The organism is Streptomyces sp. PKA51, assembly GCF_057552455.1.
Map to the genome: position 1 here is coordinate 18746 of NZ_BAAJPZ010000031.1, position 17043 is coordinate 35788.

The 17043-nt window shown below is 76.3% G+C and carries 16 protein-coding genes and 1 tRNA gene; 14 read left to right on the top strand and 3 right to left on the bottom strand.

Features of this window, described 5'->3' with window-relative positions:
• Positions 1–3: 3 nt before the first annotated feature.
• Together AC27L3_RS28015 and AC27L3_RS28020 are read right to left on the bottom strand one after the other, a co-directional pair.
• On the bottom strand, positions 4–639 hold the full coding sequence (locus AC27L3_RS28015) for an HhH-GDP family DNA glycosylase (RefSeq protein WP_487236863.1): 636 nt from the start codon (positions 637–639) through the stop codon (positions 4–6).
• A gap of 7 nt (positions 640–646) precedes the next feature.
• Positions 647–2764 carry a catalase gene (locus tag AC27L3_RS28020; protein WP_487236864.1) on the bottom strand — a complete coding sequence of 706 codons (2118 nt, stop codon included), beginning with the start codon at positions 2762–2764 and terminating at the stop codon, positions 647–649.
• A 427-nt stretch (positions 2765–3191) separates the two neighbouring features.
• Here AC27L3_RS28020 and AC27L3_RS28025 point away from each other — a divergent pair, with 427 nt between their 5' ends.
• From AC27L3_RS28025 to AC27L3_RS28075, 11 genes are all read left to right on the top strand, one after another.
• Entirely contained in the window at positions 3192–4154 is a 963-nt protein-coding gene (locus AC27L3_RS28025) for a UDP-glucuronic acid decarboxylase family protein (RefSeq protein WP_487236865.1), read from the top strand.
• A gap of 42 nt (positions 4155–4196) precedes the next feature.
• Positions 4197–5852 (top strand): carbamoyltransferase family protein, encoded by a 1656-nt coding sequence (locus tag AC27L3_RS28030; protein ID WP_487236866.1) that lies wholly within the window; start codon positions 4197–4199, stop codon positions 5850–5852.
• The gene (locus AC27L3_RS28035; RefSeq protein ID WP_487236867.1) at positions 5849–6919 is read left to right on the top strand and encodes a glycosyltransferase family 2 protein; all 1071 of its coding nucleotides are present in this window, start codon (positions 5849–5851) and stop codon (positions 6917–6919) included. The genes AC27L3_RS28030 and AC27L3_RS28035 overlap by 4 nt, the downstream gene beginning before the upstream one ends.
• Complete coding sequence (locus tag AC27L3_RS28040) at positions 6916–7482, top strand: D-glycero-alpha-D-manno-heptose-1,7-bisphosphate 7-phosphatase (protein WP_487236868.1); 567 nt, start codon at positions 6916–6918, stop codon at positions 7480–7482. Before AC27L3_RS28035 ends, AC27L3_RS28040 begins: the two co-directional genes overlap by 4 nt.
• On the top strand, positions 7479–8516 hold the full coding sequence (locus AC27L3_RS28045; protein ID WP_487236869.1) for a glycosyltransferase family 9 protein: 1038 nt from the start codon (positions 7479–7481) through the stop codon (positions 8514–8516). Before AC27L3_RS28040 ends, AC27L3_RS28045 begins: the two co-directional genes overlap by 4 nt.
• Positions 8513–9475, top strand: a complete 963-nt coding sequence (locus AC27L3_RS28050) for a glycosyltransferase (protein WP_487236870.1) — start codon at positions 8513–8515, stop codon at positions 9473–9475. Before AC27L3_RS28045 ends, AC27L3_RS28050 begins: the two co-directional genes overlap by 4 nt.
• A complete protein-coding gene (locus tag AC27L3_RS28055) occupies positions 9472–10692 on the top strand; it encodes a glycosyltransferase (RefSeq protein ID WP_487236871.1) in 1221 nt (406 codons plus the stop codon). Before AC27L3_RS28050 ends, AC27L3_RS28055 begins: the two co-directional genes overlap by 4 nt.
• Positions 10689–11315: a D-sedoheptulose-7-phosphate isomerase gene (locus AC27L3_RS28060; protein ID WP_487236872.1), complete on the top strand. Its 627-nt coding sequence runs from the start codon at positions 10689–10691 to the stop codon at positions 11313–11315. The genes AC27L3_RS28055 and AC27L3_RS28060 overlap by 4 nt, the downstream gene beginning before the upstream one ends.
• Complete coding sequence (locus AC27L3_RS28065; RefSeq protein WP_487236873.1) at positions 11312–12727, top strand: PfkB family carbohydrate kinase; 1416 nt, start codon at positions 11312–11314, stop codon at positions 12725–12727. The genes AC27L3_RS28060 and AC27L3_RS28065 overlap by 4 nt, the downstream gene beginning before the upstream one ends.
• Positions 12724–12858 (top strand): hypothetical protein, encoded by a 135-nt coding sequence (locus AC27L3_RS28070; protein ID WP_487236874.1) that lies wholly within the window; start codon positions 12724–12726, stop codon positions 12856–12858. Before AC27L3_RS28065 ends, AC27L3_RS28070 begins: the two co-directional genes overlap by 4 nt.
• Before the next feature lie 81 nt (positions 12859–12939).
• Positions 12940–13012 (top strand) — tRNA-Ala (locus tag AC27L3_RS28075).
• Between the two features lie 98 nt (positions 13013–13110).
• Here AC27L3_RS28075 and AC27L3_RS28080 read toward each other — a convergent pair.
• Complete coding sequence (locus AC27L3_RS28080; protein WP_487236879.1) at positions 13111–14433, bottom strand: MFS transporter; 1323 nt, start codon at positions 14431–14433, stop codon at positions 13111–13113.
• Positions 14434–14888: 455 nt separating this feature from the next.
• Here AC27L3_RS28080 and AC27L3_RS28085 point away from each other — a divergent pair, with 455 nt between their 5' ends.
• The 3 genes from AC27L3_RS28085 (at position 14889) to AC27L3_RS28095 (ending at position 17033) form a co-directional block, all read left to right on the top strand.
• Complete coding sequence (locus tag AC27L3_RS28085; protein WP_487236875.1) at positions 14889–15935, top strand: SMP-30/gluconolactonase/LRE family protein; 1047 nt, start codon at positions 14889–14891, stop codon at positions 15933–15935.
• Positions 15936–16004: 69 nt separating this feature from the next.
• Positions 16005–16577, top strand: coding sequence for a hemerythrin domain-containing protein (locus AC27L3_RS28090; protein WP_487236876.1), 573 nt, complete (start codon positions 16005–16007; stop codon positions 16575–16577).
• A gap of 6 nt (positions 16578–16583) precedes the next feature.
• On the top strand, positions 16584–17033 hold the full coding sequence (locus AC27L3_RS28095) for a CBS domain-containing protein (RefSeq protein ID WP_487236877.1): 450 nt from the start codon (positions 16584–16586) through the stop codon (positions 17031–17033).
• Positions 17034–17043: the final 10 nt, after the last annotated feature.

The window sequence follows — 17043 nt, forward strand, 5'->3', positions numbered from 1 at the left end:
GGATCACGCGCGCACGTCGTCCGCCACCGCCTTGTCCAGCGCGGCCCGCACCAGGGCCGCGGCCAGCGCCGGCGTCTCCTCCTTGGTCACCAGCCGGGCCAGCGTGCGCGGATCGTCGGGCAGGCCGCAGCGCCCGGCGCCCTGCAGGGCCTTGCCGTCCAGGTAGGGGTGGGCCTCGGGCCAGATCCCCTGGACCTCGCGCAGGAAGATGTCGGCGCCCGCCGGCCCGATCCCGGGCACCTGTTGCAGCGCGTCCTTCAGCCGCTCCACGTCGCCGCCGGCCTCCTCGCGCATGCCGCGCACGTCGCCGCCGTACCGCTCCAGCAGCAGCTCGGCGCCGTCGCCCAGCTGGGTGGCGGTGCGCTCGTCGTAGCGGCGGTAGCCACCGCGGCCCAGGGCGTCGACGCGCTGCTGCCAGGTGGCCTGCGCCATGCTGCGCGCGTCCTTCATGCCCGCCTCGAACAGGCAGCGGGCCGCGTCGACGGCGACGGAGGCGCGGATGCGGGCGCTGAGCAGGTCGGCCAGGACCAGCAGCCGGTACAGCGGCTGCGGGGTGTCCCGCAGCCGGATGCCGGCCTCCTCGGCGTAGGTGCGCCCGTGCCGCTGCAGCAGCGCCCGTACCGTCTCGCGATCGCTCATGGGCCCGTCAGTTCAGCAGGCCCGGGCGGTGGGGGAAGCGGTGCTGTTCGAGGGCGGCGGCCAGGGCGTCGGCGACGTCCTCGGCGGACGCGCTGCCGTTGCTGGTGATGACGCCGTGGTCGGGGGCGGAGGAGCCCAGGAAGACGGCCTCGGGCAGCTTGGCCTCGCTCAGCAGCCGGGTGCCCTCGCCGAGCACGGCCAGCGGCTTGCCGTGGCGGTACGCCTCCTCCACGAACCGCACCGCCGCGGGGTCGGCGGCCAGCGCGCCGACGGCTTCCTTGCCGTCGGCGACGACCACCGCGTCGTACAGCACGGACGCCATGGTGGGCAGGGCCCGGTCGACCTCGAGGGTGTCGTTGTCGGTGCCGCGGACGCTGCCGTCCTTGGCGGCGAGCACCTCGACGATCGCCCCGGCCGCGGTCAGGCGTGCGCGCACGGCGGTCACCTGGGCGGCGTCGGTGCCGTCGGCGGCCAGGACGGCGACCTTGCGGGTGCGGATGCCGGCGCTGCTGCGCAGGTTCTCCTGGCTGAGGGCGGGCGAGGCGGTGACGGGGAGGCCGGGCACGGGGTCGGGGGCGGGCAGGCCCAGGCCGTCGGCGACGCCGGCCGCGAGGTCGCCGTTGACATGGGCGAGGTTGCCGACCATGCGTTCGCGCACCTGTACGGAGTCGACCTTGCCCAGCTCGAAGCGGAACGCCTCGACGATGTGCCGCTTCTCCCAGTCGGACATGCTGTTCCAGAACAGTGCGGCCTGGCTGTAGTGGTCCTGGAAGCTCTCGCTGCGCACCCGGATCTTCTCGCCGTCGACGCGCTGGGCGTAGTGGCGGAAGACGCCGGGCCCGCCGCCGGAACCGGCGTGGGCGGGGCAGCCGCCGCCCAGGGAGTTGGGGAAGTAGTTGGTGCCGGGGTGGATGACCTGCTGCCCGAAGCCGTCGCGGTGGTTGTGGTGGACGTCGGCGATCGGCCGGTTGACGGGGAGCTGGCTGAAGTTGGGGCCGCCCAGGCGGATGAGCTGGGTGTCGAGGTAGGAGAAGTTGCGCCCCTGCAGCAGCGGGTCGTTGGTGAAGTCGATGCCGGGCACGACGTTGGCGGTGTGGAAGGCGACCTGCTCGGTCTCGGCGAAGAAGTTCTGCGGGTTGCGGTCCAGGACCATCCGGCCGATGGGCCGCACGGGCACCTGCTCCTCGGGGATGATCTTCGTGGCGTCCAGGAGGTCGAAGTCGAAGGCGAACTCGTCGTTCTCCGGCACGAGCTGGACGCCCAGCTCCCACTCGGGGTACTGGCCCGACTCGATGGCCTCCCACAGGTCCCGGCGGTTGAAGTCGGGGTCGCGGCCGGCGGCGATCTGCGCCTCGTCCCAGACCAGCGAGTTGACCCCGAGCCGGGGCTTCCAGTGGAACTTCACGAACGTGCCGCGCCCGTCGGCGGTGACGAAGCGGAAGGTGTGCACGCCGAAGCCCTGCATCATCCGGAAGCTGCGCGGGATGGCCCGGTCGGACATCAGCCACATCAGCATGTGGGTGGACTCCGGCTGCAGGGAGCAGAAGTCCCAGAAGGTGTCGTGGGCGGAGGCGCCGGTGGGCATCTCGTTGTGCGGTTCCATCTTCACCGCGTGGACGAAGTCGGGGAACTTGATGGCGTCCTGGATGAAGAAGACCGGCATGTTGTTGCCGACGAGGTCGTAATTGCCCTCGCGCGTGTAGAACTTGGTGGCGAAGCCGCGCACGTCGCGCACCGTGTCGGCCGAGCCGCGCGGGCCCTGCACGGTGGAGAAGCGGACGAAGACCGGGGTACGGCGGCCGGCCTCGGCGAGGAAGTCGGCGCAGGTGTACTCGGCGAGCGACTCGTAGGGCTCGAAGTAGCCGTAGGCGCCCGCGCCGCGGGCGTGCACCACGCGCTCGGGGATGCGCTCGTGGTCGAAGTGGGTGATCTTCTCGCGGTTGTGGAAGTCCTCCAGCAGGGTGGGGCCACGGGTTCCGGCGCGCAGTGCGTTGTCGGTGTCGTCGACCCGTACGCCCTGGGCGGTGGTGAGCGCCTCGTGCGCGGGAGCTGCGCGGAACTGCGCCAGCTGTTCGTCCTTGGCGTCCCGCGGGGCGCCGGGGGCTGACTCCTGGTGAGCGGACACGCGTGCACTTCCTTCCGCACTGGGGTTCTCGTCGGAGGCCGGCGCCGGCACGGCGTCGCCGCATCCTCCTCAGGCTCACCCGCGTGCCCCGGGCGGGCAAGCCGAAACCGCCCGCCCCCCGAGCGTGCCCCGCCCGGACCGCTTCGAGTGGAGGATGTGTGCGGTCTGTGCGACGCTGCTGTTCGAGTCGTTTCGGCTACGTGTGGTCACGGGAGCGAACCCCCCTTCGGGCTCCCGGCCACCGCCGGGCCCGCGGTCCTCCCGCCGCCCGGCCGGCCCGCCCCCGTCTGCGGCGGCGCCCCTCAACTCCACCTCGACGAGCAGGTCCGCAGCCCGGCCCGGTCGGTGCGGCCGTCGCCTGCGCGGGCCCCGTCCGGGCCCGTACCCCCGCCGGTCTCCCGGCGGTCGTGCGCGAAGGAGTGCGATCATGAACGAACGACGCTGGAACCGAGCAGTGATCACCGGTGGGGCCGGCTTCGTCGGGTCGCACGTGTGCGAACGGCTGCTGGCCGAGGGCTGCGAGGTGTGGTGCGCCGACAACCTGGTCACCGGCTCCCGCGCCAACGTCGCGCACCTGCAGGACAACGAACGCTTCCGCTTCCTGGCCACCGACGTCTGCGCGCCCGGCAGCCTGGACGCCGTGACCGGCCGGGTGGACCTGGTGATGCACCTGGCCTGCCCGGCCTCCCCCGCCGACTATCTGCGGCTGCCCCTGCAGACGCTGGAGGCCGGCAGCACCGGCACCCGCAACGCGCTCGAACTCGCCCGCCGCGACGACGCCCGCTTCCTGCTGGCCTCCACCTCCGAGGTCTACGGCGACCCTCTGGAGCACCCCCAGCGCGAGCAGTACTGGGGCAACGTCAACCCCATCGGCCCGCGCAGCGTCTACGACGAGTCCAAGCGCTACGCCGAGGCGCTGGTGACCGCCTACCGGCGCACGTACGGCACCGACACGGCCATCGTGCGCATCTTCAACACCTACGGGCCGCGCATGCGCGCCGGCGACGGCCGCGCCGTGCCCACCTTCATCCGCCAGGCGCTGGCCGGCGAGCCGCTGACGGTGGCGGGCGACGGCAGCCAGACGCGGTCGCTGACGTACGTCGACGACACCGTGGACGGCATCGTGGCGCTGGCCGCCAGCGGCCGGCCCGGCCCGATCAACATCGGCGGCACGCACGAGAGCACCGTGCTCGAACTGGCCCGGCGCATCGTGGACCTGACCGGCTCGGCCTCGACCGTCCGCTTCGTCGAGCGGCCCGCGGACGACCCCGACAAGCGCCGCCCGGACACCACCGCGGCCCGCCGGCAGCTGGGCTGGGCGCCCCGCGTGGAGTGCGCCGAGGGCCTGAAACGGACCGTGGAGTGGTTCGCCCGCTCCGCCCCCGACTGACCGCGCGCGCAAGGCGCCCAACGACGACGTACGGAGCACGGCATGCGCATCCTCGGAATCAACGCCCTCTTCCACGACCCGGCAGCGGCCCTGGTCGTCGACGGGCGGATCGTGGCCGCCGCGGAGGAGGAACGCTTCTCCCGGCGCAAGCACGGCAAGCGCCCCGTGCCGTTCGCGGCCTGGGAACTGCCGGTGCTCTCCGCCCGCTGGTGCCTGGAGCACGCCGGGCTGCGCCCGGGCGACCTGGACGCCGTCGCGTACTCCTACGACCCCGCCCTCGCCATGCCCGCCGTCGAGATGGGGCTGGACGACCCGTGGGACCCGATCCGGCAGACCTACGCCCGCGAGGCGCCCGGCTTCCTGGCCGAGGCTCTGCCGGGCCTGGACCCCGAGCGGGTGCGCTTCGTGGCCCACCACGTGGCGCACGCCGCCTCGGCGGGGCTCGCGGCCCCGCACCCCGACAGCGCAGTGCTCGTGCTCGACGGGCGCGGCGAGTGCGCCTCGCACCTGGCCGGCCGCTACACCGGCGGCTCGCTGGAGGTTCTCTCCGCCCAGCGGCTGCCGCAGTCCCTGGGGCTGGTGTACGAGGAGCTGACCGAGCACCTGGGCTTCCTGCGCAGCAGCGACGAGTACAAGGTGATGGCGCTGGCGGCGTACGGCAAGCCCCGCTTCCTGACCGAGCTGCGCAAGCACCTCTACGCCACCGGCGACGGCGGCTTCCACGCCCACGGGGTGCCGTGGGCGGCGCTGACCGAGCCGCGCGAGGCGGGCCGGGAGTGGACGCAGGACCACGCCGACCTGGCGTCGAGCACCCAGGCGTGCCTGGAGGAGCTGCTGCTGGACCTGGCCCGCTGGCTGCATGCGCGCACCCGGGCCGAGACGCTGGCGATGGCGGGCGGCGTGGCGCTGAACTGCGTGGCCAACTCGCGCATCGCCGTGGAGGGCCCCTTCCGCCGGGTGTGGGTGCAGCCGGCGGCCGGCGACGCCGGCACGGCGCTGGGCGCGGCCCTGCAGCTGGCGGCCGACGCCGGGCGGCCTGCGGCGCCGATGGAGGGCGCCGACCTGGGCCGCGCATGGCCGGAGGAGGAGCTGCGCGCCTGGCTGGAGACCGCGCGCGTGCCCTACGAGCGGCCGGCCGACATCGCCGAGGCGGTGGCCGAGGAACTGGCCCGCGACGGCGTCGTGGCATGGTTCCAGGGCCGCAGCGAGTACGGCCCGAGGGCGCTGGGCCATCGCTCGCTGCTGGCCCACCCCGGGCGGGCGGAGAACCTGGAGCGGCTCAACCACGTCAAGGGACGCGAGGAGTTCCGCCCGGTGGCGCCGATGGTGCTGGCCGACCGCGCCGCGGAGATCTTCGAGGGGCCGCTGCCCAGCCCGTACATGCTCTTCGTGCACGGCGTGGCCCGGACCTGGCGCGAGCGCATCCCGGCCGTGGTGCACGTGGACGGCACGGCCCGCATCCAGACCGTGGACCCGGCGCGCGAGCCGCTGGTGGCCCGGATGCTGGCCGCCTTCGAGCGCCGCACCGGGCTGCCGGTGGTCGTCAACACCAGCCTGAACACCGCGGGCCGGCCCATGGTCGACGACCCGCGCGACGCCCTGGAGTGCTTCGGTTCCGCGCCCGTGGACCTGCTGGCGATCGGCCCGTTCGCGGTGCGCCGGCCCCGGGCGTACGCCGGCGGCGAGGGGGCGGCATGAGCACGCCGCGCCCCTGCCGGTACACGGTGGTGATCCCCACCGTGGGCCGGCCGTGCCTGGCCGACTGCCTGGCGGCGCTGGCCGCGGCCGCCGGGCCGCCGCCCGGGGAGATCGTCGTCGTCGACGACCGGCCCGGTGCCCGGCACCGCCGTGCGCCGCTGCCGCTGGAGGCGCTCGGCGCCCTGCGGCCGCTCGCCCGCACGGTCGCCAGCGGCGGCCGCGGGCCGGCGGCGGCCCGCAACGCCGGCTGGCGGACGGCGACCTGCCCCTGGGTGGTCTTCCTCGACGACGACGTGCGGGTCGGGCCCGACTGGGCGTTCGCGCTCGCCGCCGACCTGGACTGCGCGGCGCCCGGGGTGGGCGGGGTGCAGGGCGTCATCGAGGTGCCGCTGCCCGCCGGCCGGGCGCCGACCGACTGGGAGCGCTGCACGGCGGGGCTGGCCGGGGCCCGCTGGGCGACCGCCGACATGGCCTACCGCCGCCGCGTGCTGAGCGCGGTGGGCGGCTTCGACGAGCGTTTCCCGCGGGCCTTCCGGGAGGACGCGGACCTCGCCCTGCGGGTGCTGGCCGCCGGCTGGCTGCTGGAGCGGGGCGTGCGTCTGACGCGGCATCCGGTACGGCCCGCGGGCCCCTGGGTCTCGCTGCGGCAGCAGGCCGGCAACGCCGACGACGCGCTGATGCTGCGGCTGCACGGGCGCGCCTGGTGGGAGCGGGCCGGGGCGCCGCGCGGGCGGCTGCGCCGGCACGCGGCGGTCACCGGGGCCGCGGCCGCGGCAGCGGTGCTGGCCGCGAGCGGCCACCGGCGGGCCGGCGCCGCGGCGGCGCTGGTGTGGGCGCTGGGCACGGCGGAGTTCGCCCGGGCCCGTATCGCACCGGGTCCCCGCACGCCCGCGGAGGTCGCGGCCATGGCGGTGACCAGCGTGGCGATCCCGCCGCTGGCCGTGTGGCACCGGCTGCGCGGCACGGTGCGCCACCGCGGCGCCCGCCCGCTGCCGGCGGTGCCGGTGGATCCCGTGGTCGTGCCGGTGACGGTGCGGCAGGTGTCGCGCAGGGGGAGGGTGTCATGACGGACGGCCGCATGCCCGCCGCCGTGCTGTTCGACCGGGACGGCACGCTGGTGGAGGACGTGCCCTACAACGGCGAACCGTCGCGTGTCGTCCCGCGGCCGGGGGCCCGCTCCGCCCTGGTGCTGCTGCGCCGGCACGGGGTGCGCACCGGCGTGGTCACCAATCAGTCGGGGGTGGCCCGCGGGCTGCTGACGATGGCCCAGGTGCACCGGGTCAACCAGCGCATCGAGCGGCTGCTGGGCCCGTTCGACGTGTGGGCGGTGTGCCCGCACGGGCCGCAGGACGGCTGCGCCTGCCGCAAGCCCGCCCCGGGCCTGCTGCTGGCCGCCGCCCGCAAGCTCGGCGTGCCGCCCGACCGGTGCGTGCTCGTCGGCGACATCGGCAGCGACATGGCGGCGGCCGCGGCCGCGGGCGCCGCCGGGGTGCTGGTGCCGACGCCGGTGACGCGGCCGGAGGAGGTGCGCGCCGCCCCCTGCCGGGCCCCGGACCTCCTCGCGGCGGTGCGCGGTCTGCTTGCGGGCGCCCCGGCGGTGCCCGGCGCGGCGGGAGGGGGGTCGCGGTGAGGGCGCTGGTGGTGCGACTGGACAGCTTCGGCGACGTGCTCCTGGCCGGACCCGCGGTGCGGGCGGTGGCCGCGCGGGCGGCGCACACCACGCTGCTGTGCGGGCCGCTGGGCGCCCCGGCGGCGCGGATGCTGCCGGGGGTCGACGAGGTGGTGGTGTGGGACGCGCCCTGGGTGGGCTTCGATCCCCCGGACGTGGACCGGGCCGGGGTGCTGGACCTCGTCGACCGCCTGGCCGCGCAGCCCGCCGACGCGGGCCTGGTGCTCACCTCCTTCCACCAGAGCCCGCTGCCGGCGGCCCTGCTGCTGCGCATGGCCGGCGTGCGGCACCTGGCGGCGGACTGCGAGGACTACCCCGGCGCCCTGCTGGACGTGCGCCACCGCCGGGCACCGCACCGGCACGAGGTGCGCGCGGCCCTGGACCTGGCGCAGGCCGCGGGGTTCTGCCTGCCGGAGGGCGACGACGGCCGGCTCGCGGTGCGCCCGGTGACCGTGCCGGTGGAGCTGACGGGCGAGCCCGGCTACGTGGTGGTGCACCCCGGCGCCGCGGTGCCGGCCCGGCAGTGGGGCCGGGAGCGGTGCGCGGCGGCGGTACGGCTGCTGGTGCGCGCCGGCTACCGGGTGGTGGTCACCGGCGGCCGCGGGGAGCGGGAACTGACGGCGGCCGTCTCCCGCGGGCTCGCGGTGGACCTGGGCGGGTGCACGGGGCCCGCCGAGCTCGCCGGGGTGCTGGCGGGCGCGGCCGCCGTCGTGGTCGGCAACACCGGGCCGGCCCACCTGGCCGCGGCCGTGGGCACGCCGGTGGTGTCGCTGTTCGCGCCGGTGGTGCCGGCCGAGCGGTGGGCGCCGTACGGCGTGCCGCACGTGCTGCTGGGCGACGAGCGGGCGCCGTGCGCGGACAGCCGCGCCCGGGTGTGCCCGGTGGCCGGGCACCCCTGCCTGAGCGGGGTGCGGGCCGAGGACGTGCTGGCCGCCGTGGAGAAGCTGACCGGGCGCCCGCCCGGTCTGGAGAGCGATCTGGAGCGGACGTCATGAGGATCCTGCTGTGGCACGTGCACGGTTCGTGGACGACGGCGTTCGTCCAGGGGCCCCACACCTATCTGGTGCCGGTGACGCCCGACCGGGGCCCGGACGGGCTGGGCCGGGCCCGCACCTTCGACTGGCCGGAGTCGGTCGTGGAGCTCACGCCCGCGCAGCTGCGGGAGGCCGAGGTGGACCTGGTGGTGCTGCAGCGGCCGCACGAGGCGGAGCTGGCCGCGCGCTGGCTGGGCCGGCGGCCGGGCATCGAGGTGCCCGCGGTCTATCTGGAGCACAACGCGCCCGACGGGCCGGCGCCGGCGACGCGGCATCCGGCGGCGGACGCGCGGGGCCTGACGGTGGTGCACGTCACCCACTTCAACCGGCTGATGTGGGACTGCGGCGCGCGGCCCACCACGGTCATCGAGCACGGCGTCGTCGACCCGGGCCCGCTGTGGACCGGCCGGCTGCGGCGGGCGGCGGTGGTGGTCAACGAGCCGCTGCGGCGCGGCCGCTGGACGGGCACCGACCTGCTGCCGTACTTCTGCGAGGCCGCGCCGCTGGACGTCTTCGGCATGGGCACCGAGGGCATCGCGGCCGAGCTGGGCGTGGCCGCGGAGCGCTGCACCGGCCGGGAGCTCGTCCAGCGCGACCTGCACCGGGAGATGGCCGAGCGGCGGGTGTACCTGCACCCGGTGCGCTGGACGTCGCTGGGGCTGTCGCTGCTGGAGGCCATGCACATGGGCATGCCGGTGGTGGCCCTGGCCACGACGGAGGCGACCGAGGCCGTGCCCGCGCGCGCCGGCGTGGTCTCCAACCGGCCGGAGGTGCTGCACGACGCCGTGCGCGGCTTCATGGCCGAGCCCGAACGGGCCCGGCAGACCGGCGCGGCCGCGCGGGCGGCGGCGCTCGCCCGCTACGGCCTGCCGAGGTTCCTCGACGACTGGGAGCGGCTGATCAAGGAGGTCACCCGATGAGGATCGCCATGGTGTCCGAACACGCCAGTCCGCTCGCCGCCCTGGGCGGCCCGGACGCGGGCGGCCAGAACGTCTATGTGGCCCGGCTCGCCGAGCTGCTGGCCTCCCGCGGCCACGAGGTGAGCGTGTACACCCGCCGGGACGACCCCGGCCTGCCGGACCGGGTGCCGCTGCCCTCGGGCGCGGTCGTCGAGCACGTACGGGCCGGCCCGGCGCGTCCGATACCCAAGGACGACATCTACGCCTACGTCCCCGACCTGGCCGCCCGGCTGGAGCGGGCCTGGCGCCGGCGGCGGCCGGACGTGGTCCACGCGCACTTTTGGATGTCGGGCCTGGCCGCACTGCCGGCCGCCCGGGCGGCCGGGGTGCCGGTGGTGCAGACGTACCACGCGCTGGGCACGGTCAAGCGGCGCCACCAGGGGGCGGCCGACACCAGCCCCGCCGAACGGGCGGCCGCCGAGCGGGAGATCGCCAACGGCTGCGCGCGGATCCTGGCCACCTGCACCGACGAGGTCCGCGAGCTCGGCCTGATGGGGGTGGGCCCCGACCGGTGCTCGGTGGTGCCGTGCGGGGTGGACACCGCCCACTTCTCCTCGCGGGGCCGCATCGCCCTCGAACCGGGGCGCCGGGAGCGGCACCGGCTGCTGGCCGTCGGCCGGCTGGTGCCGCGCAAGGGGTTCGACCTGGCGGTGCGGGCCCTGACCCGGCTGCCGGAGACCGAACTGCTGGTGGCCGGCGGCCCGCCGGCCGACGGGCTGCTGAAGGACCCGGAGGCCGCACGGCTGCTCACCCTCGCCCGCAGGCTGCGGGTGGCCGACCGGCTGGTGCTGCTCGGGGCCGTGCCGCACGAGGAGGTGCCCGCCCTGATCCGCAGCGCCGACCTGGTGCTGTGCACCCCGACGTACGAGCCGTTCGGCATCGTGCCGTTGGAGGCGATGGCCTGCGGCGTGCCCGTGGTGGCCACCGCCGTGGGCGGGCACCTGGACAGCGTGGCCGACGGGGAGACGGGCCTGCTGGTGCCGCCGGGCGATGCGAGCGCGCTCGCCGAGGCGGTGCGCACCCTGCTCGCCTCCCCCGGGCTGCTGAGGTCCTACGGCCGGGCCGGGCGCTTCCGCGCCGTGGACCGGTTCACCTGGGAGCGGGTGGCCGACGGGGTGGAGCGCGTCTACGCCCGGGTCGCCACCCCCGTCCCCGTACCGTCAGGAGCACCGCGATGACCGTCACCCGTACCACCGGCCTCGCCACGGCGGCGGACGGCGACCACTGCGGCCGGCTGCTGGCCGCACTGGAGGAGTTCCGCCGGGACCGGGCGGACGTCGCCCGCGGCTGGGGCACGCGCCTTGCGGCCACCCTGTCCGCCGGCGGGCGGCTGCTGGCCGCCGGCAACGGCGGCAGCGCGGCCCAGGCGCAGCACCTGACGGCCGAGCTGGTCGGCCGCTACCGCGACGACCGGGCGCCGTTCTCGGCGATCGCCCTGCACGCCGACACCTCCAGCTGCACGGCCATCGTCAACGACTACGGCGCCGACGAGCTGTTCGCCCGTCAGGTGCGCGCCCACGCCCGCCCGGGGGACGTGCTGATCCTGCTGTCCACCAGTGGCGCGAGCCGCAACCTGCTGACCGCCGCGGCGGCCGGCCACCAGGCGGCCGCCCGCGTGTGGGCCCTGACCGGTCCCGCGCCCAATCCGCTGGCCGAGGCCGCCGACGAGGCGCTGTGCGTGCGGGCGGACAGCACCGCGACCGTCCAGGAGCTGCACCTGGTGGCCGTGCACATGATGTGCGCCGCGTTCGACGCGGCCCTGGGCACCGGCGGGCCCGAGGCGAGGAGGTCATGCGCATGAGCACCGGGACACCCCTGCTGGTCGTCGGCGACGTACTGCTCGACCGGGACCTGACGGGCACCGCCGAGCGGCTCGCGCCCGACGCGCCCGTACCCGTCCTCGACGGCTGCGAGGAACACCTGCGCCCGGGCGGCGCGGGGCTGGCCGCCTATCTCGCCGCGCGGTCCGGGCGCCCGGTGACGCTGGCCGCGCCGCTGGGCACGGACGAGGCCAGCCGGCGGGTGCGGGCCCTGCTGGAGCCGTGGGTGACGCTGCTGCCGCTGCCGCTGGACGGCCCGCTGGCGGAGAAGACCCGGGTGATGGCCGGGGGCCGGCCCGTGGTCCGCCTGGACCGGGGCACCGGGCGGGCCGCCGGCGTCACCGACCGGGTGCGCCGGGCCCTTGCCGAGGCCCCGGCCGTGCTCGTCGCCGACTACGCCCGGGGCACCGCCGATGTGCTGCGCCACGAGCTGGCCGAACGGGCCCGCGGCACCGCCCTGGTGTGGGACCCCCACCCGCGCGGGGCGCCGCCGGTGCCCGGGGCGCGGCTGGTCACGCCCACCGGCGAGGAGGCCCGCCGCTTCGCCGGCGCCACCGGGGACGACGGCGCGGATCTGAGCGCGGTGGCCCGCACGGCGGCCGAACTCGTACGGCGCTGGCGGGCGGTGTGCGTCGTGGTGACGCTGGGGGCGCACGGCGCACTGCTGTCCCAGGGCGACGGCCCCCTGCTGGTACCGGCCGCGGCCCGGCACAGCGGCGACGCCTGCGGCGCCGGGGACTGCTTCGCCGCGACCGCGGCCGGGCTGCTCGGCGACGGGGCGCTGCCGGCGGAGGCGGTGCAGGCGGCCGTGGCGGCGGCCACGCGGTACGTCGCCGAGGGCGGTGCCCGCACGGCCACCACCGGCCCCTCCCCTGCCGCCGCGCCCGCCGGCGCCCCCGAGGGCGACGCCCTGCGCCTGGCGCAGCGGGTGCGGGCGGCGGGCGGCACGGTGGTGGCGGCGGGTGGCTGCTTCGATCTGCTGCACGCCGGGCATGTGAGCCTGCTGCAGCAGGCGCGCGGCATCGGCGACTGCCTGATCGTGTGCCTGAACTCCGACGCCTCGGTGCGCCGCCGCAAGGGCCCGGGCCGGCCGATCAACCCGCTCGCGGACCGGGTGCGGGTGCTGCAGGCCCTGCAGTGCGTGGACGCGGTGGCCGTCTTCGACGAGGACACCCCCGAGCAGCTGCTGGGCCGGCTGCGGCCGCATCTGTGGGTCAAGGGCGGCGACTACGCGGTGGGCCAGCTGCCGGAGGCGGCGCAGCTGGCGGCGTGGGGCGGGCAGACGGTGCTGCTGCCCTACCTCGACGGGCGCTCCAGCACGCTGCTGGCCTCCCGGGCGGCGGACAGCGTCGGTGCCGCGCGGGGCGCGGCGCCGCGGCGGAGGCAGCGGTGACGGGCCCGCGGCGGCCGCTGCCGAGGCACGAGGGCGGCACGCCGCGCTGGGCGCGGGGTCCGCTGCGGCTGCTGGGCACGCTGGTGGTGCTGCTGATCCTGGTGATCGTGGTGTGGGCGCTGGTGGTGTGAACGGCGGATTGGCGTTCGGGTGACCGGGCGAGGTAATGTGTGATCACCGCCGCCGGACAGGGGGCGGAAACAACGGAACACGGGGCTATAGCTCAGTTGGTAGAGCGCCTGCATGGCATGCAGGAGGTCAGGAGTTCAATTCTCCTTAGCTCCACAGCGAACGCCTGTGGCCGCCCGGAAGGGCGGCCACAGGCGTTTTTCGTTCTGCGTTTCTTCTTGTGCTCAGGCTTCTTGTGACCGGGCTTCTTGTGATCAGGCCGCGGTCTGGAAGGCGGCCTCGGGGGCCGGCACCGGTGCCGGGCGGGGCGCCGTGCCGCGGCGGCGCCGGGCGAGGGCACCCGCACCGATGACGGCCGCGATCACCAGGCCGCCGGCGACCAGGGCGCCGCGCTCGCCGACGCCCTGGACCAGCAGGCCCAGCAGCGGCGGGCCGGCCAGGCCCCAGCTGGTGCTGAGGCTGCGCCAGACGCCGAGGACGCGGCCGCGCATGTGGGCGGGCGGGTCGGTCTGCAGCACGGTCGTCGTGGCGGTGTCGGCCACGGACTCCACGATCGCCATCGGCACGACCATCACCAGCAGCAGCATCAGGACGGGGCTCAGGCCGGCGGCGATCTGCAGCAGACCGCCGGCGGCGGCGAGCAGGGCGACCAGGCGGACGGTGGGCCTGCGCATCCGGCCGGCCACCACGGCGCCGGCGATGCCGCCGACGGCCAGCAGGGTGGAGACCAGGCCGTAGGCGCCGGGACCGCCGTGCAGCGGGCCGGTGACCAGGGTGGCCAGGGTGAGCTGGTAGTTGCGGCCCAGGACGGCACTGATCGCGGCGATCACGGCGAGGGCGAGGAGGCTGCGCCGGCCGAGGAAGAAGGCGAGGCCGCCGCGCTCCTTGGGCGCGCCGCGGCCGCGCGGGCGGGCGGCCTCGGCGCGGGCGGTGGCCTTGGCCTGCTCGGTCAGGCGCAGGAAGGGGATGACCGCGGTGACGAAGAGGAAGGACAGGCCGTTGACGGCGTAGGCGCCGGCGGTGCCGATGGCGGCGATGCCCACCGCCGCCAGGGCGGTGCCGGCCAGGCGGCCGGCACTGTGCACGACGGAGCCGAGCGCGATGGCCGAGGGGACGTCCTCCTCGGGCACCAGGTCGTTGCCGAGCAGGGCGGTGGCCGGGCCGTCGACGGTGGCGATGAGGCCGGTGATGCCCGCCAGGACCATCAGGACGGGCACGCTGAGCGCGCCGCAGGCGACCAGGGCGGCCGTGGCGAACGCCACGAGGGCCAGCAGGGCCTGGCTGACGGCGGCGGTGAGCTTGCGCGGCAGGCGGTCGACGACCGCGCCGCCGAGGAGGCCGAAGAGCAGGCCGGGGGCGGCCTGGACGGACAGCGACAGACCGGTGGCGGCGGCGGAGCCGGTGAGCTGCAGCACGAGCAGGTTCTGCACGGTCAGCTGCATCCACGTACCCAGGTTGGAGACCAGGTTCGCGACGGACCACCAGCGCATGCTGCGGCTGCGCAGGCAGCGCCAGGGGGAGCGGTTGCCGTCGCGGCCCGCGGCGGCCCGTGTGCGGCGCCCGAGCAGGGTCCGCATCGTCCGCGCGGCGGGGGCGGGGGCCGCCACGGGGCTGTCCACGGCGGTGACGGGCAGATCGGCAGACGAAGGGCGCAAGGATCCTGTCCAGGGTCGTCGGGCACGGCGGGCCGGCAGTGCTCCGCGCCCGGTGGCGCGGGGCGGCGGGCGTCGAAAACCCCGCCGGGCGGTACACCGTCGGGCGGGGGCCGGAACGACACCGTCGCGCACCGCTTCCCTGCGGGCGCCGCAATCGGCGTCCCCGCCATCGTCACAAGCGCTTCCCCGGCGGGGGAAGTTCGCCGGCTGTGCCGTCGGTCACCCCCGTCCCGCCCTTCCCGGGCCGGCGGTGTTCCGGCTCACACCGAGGCGCCGCCGGTCATCACGAGGTGTGAGGCTTCCGACACGTTGTGTCGGTTTCCGCGGGGGCGGCCCGGGTAGCCCGGCTTACCGACCCGTACCGAAAGGCTGCCGTCATGCCCGAGCGCAAACCCGCCCTCCGTCCCGTTGTCTGGCACCCACCGCGGCGCCCCGCCCGGGCCCGGGCCCGCTACAGCCGCCCGCCGATGCCGCCCATGCGCCGGCTGCCGCTGCCCGCCGCAGGCCCGGAGGACGTACGGGTCGGCGCCGACGGCCTGCTGCTGACCGGCGTGGCGGACGGCCGGGTGCTGAGCGTGGACCCCGCCGGTGGCCGGGTGCGCACGGTCGCCGACACCGGGGGCCGGCCGCTGGGGCTGTGCCCGCTGCCGGACGGCGGGCTCCTGGTGTGCGACGCCGAGCGCGGGCTGCTGCGCGTGGACGCGGCGAGCGGACGATGGGAGACGGTGCTGCGGGAGGCCGGTGGGCGCCGGCTGGGCGTGTGCAGCAATGTCGTCGCGGCGCCGGACGGCGCGCTGTACCTCACCGACGCCAGCGGCCGCTTCCCGCTGGAGCACTGGGCGGGCGACCTCCTGGAGCACTCGGGCACCGGCCGGCTGATCCGTCACGAGCCCGGCCGGGGACGTGCGGAGGTGGTGCTGGACGGTCTGCACTTCGCCAACGGGGTGGCCCTGGCGGCGGACGGCTCGTTCCTCGTCGTCGCCGAGACCGGCGCGTACCGGCTCATGCGGCTGTGGCTGTCCGGCCCGAAGGCGGGCACGGCCGAGGTGTTCGCCGAGAACCTGCCGGGCGCACCGGACAACCTCGCCACCGGGCCCGGCGGGCTGATCTGGGTGGCCATGGCCGCCCCGCGCCACCCCGCACTCGACGTGCTGCACCGCAGCCACCCGGCCCTTCGCCGGGCGCTGTGGGCGCTGCCGCCGGCCCTGGCGCCGAGGCCGCGCGCCACCGCCTGGGCCGTGGCGTTCGACGCGGACGGGCGGGTGGTGCGCGACCTGCAGCGGCCCGGCCGGGGCCCGGGCGGCTACCGCATGGTGACGAGCGTGTGCGAGGCCGGGGGCCGGCTGTACCTGGGCAGCTTCGCGGAGTCCGCCCTGGGGGTGGTCGACCTGCCGTCCGGCCCGTCCGGCCCGTCCGGCGCCTGAGTGTCACGTCTGCGGGCCGGGGTAGCCGCAACGGACCGACGGAACGCCACACGTGGAGGAGGAGATCGCATGGATGGCCCGGGCGACGTGGTCGAGCTGCTCAAGGGGCAGCACGAGCGGATCCGCGAGCTGTTCGACGAGGTGCTGGCCCACACGGGCGAGGAGCGCCGGCACCGCTTCCGGCTCCTGGTCCACCTGCTCGCCGTGCACGAGACGGCCGAGGAGGAGATCGTCCACCCGTACGCCGAGCGCCACCTCGAAGGCGGCGAGCCGCTGGTGGCCGACCGGCTCAAGGAGGAGGAAGAGGCCAAGCGCACGCTCAAGCACCTGGAGGGCCTCGACCCGGACGCCGCGGAGTTCGTCGAGGAGTTCTGCGCGCTGCGCGCGGCGGTGCTCACGCACGCCGACACCGAGGAGCGGCAGGAGTTCGCCCGCCTGGAGCAGGCGGCGGACGCGGAGACGCTGCAGCTGCTGGGCAAGGCGGTGCGCGCGGCGGAGGCCGTGGCCCCCACCCGTCCGCACCCCGGCACCGAGTCGGCCGTGAAGAACGCCGTCCTCGGGCCGCCGGCGGCCGTGGCGGACCGCACCAGGGACGCCGTGCGCAGCGTCCTGCGCGCCGCACGGCCCGACGGGAAGGTGTGAGGGAACATGACCCGGCAGGACATGGCTCAGCAGGACACGGCTCGGCAGGTCAAGGACGTGATGACGCCCGGTGTCACCTCGGTGCGGCCGGACGCCTCTCTGACGGAGGTCGCGCGGCTGATGCGCGACCAGGCCATCGGCGACGTGGTCGTCACCCGCGGCGACGCCGTGGTGGGGATGATCACCGACCGGGACATCACCGTCCGTGCCGTCGCCGACGGCGCCGATCCGCTGGCCGTCCCGGTCGGCTCGGTGTGCACGGCCGATCCGGTGGTCATCGGCCCGCACGAGCCGGCCGATCGGGCCGTGCGGCTCATGCGGCAGTACGCCGTGCGGCGGCTGCCGGTGGTCGAGGACGGCCGGCCGGTGGGCGTGGTCAGCCTGGGCGACCTGGCGCTCGAGCGGGACCCGGACTCGGTGCTCGCCGACATCAGCGCCTCGGCGCCCGATCTGTGACCGGGCAACC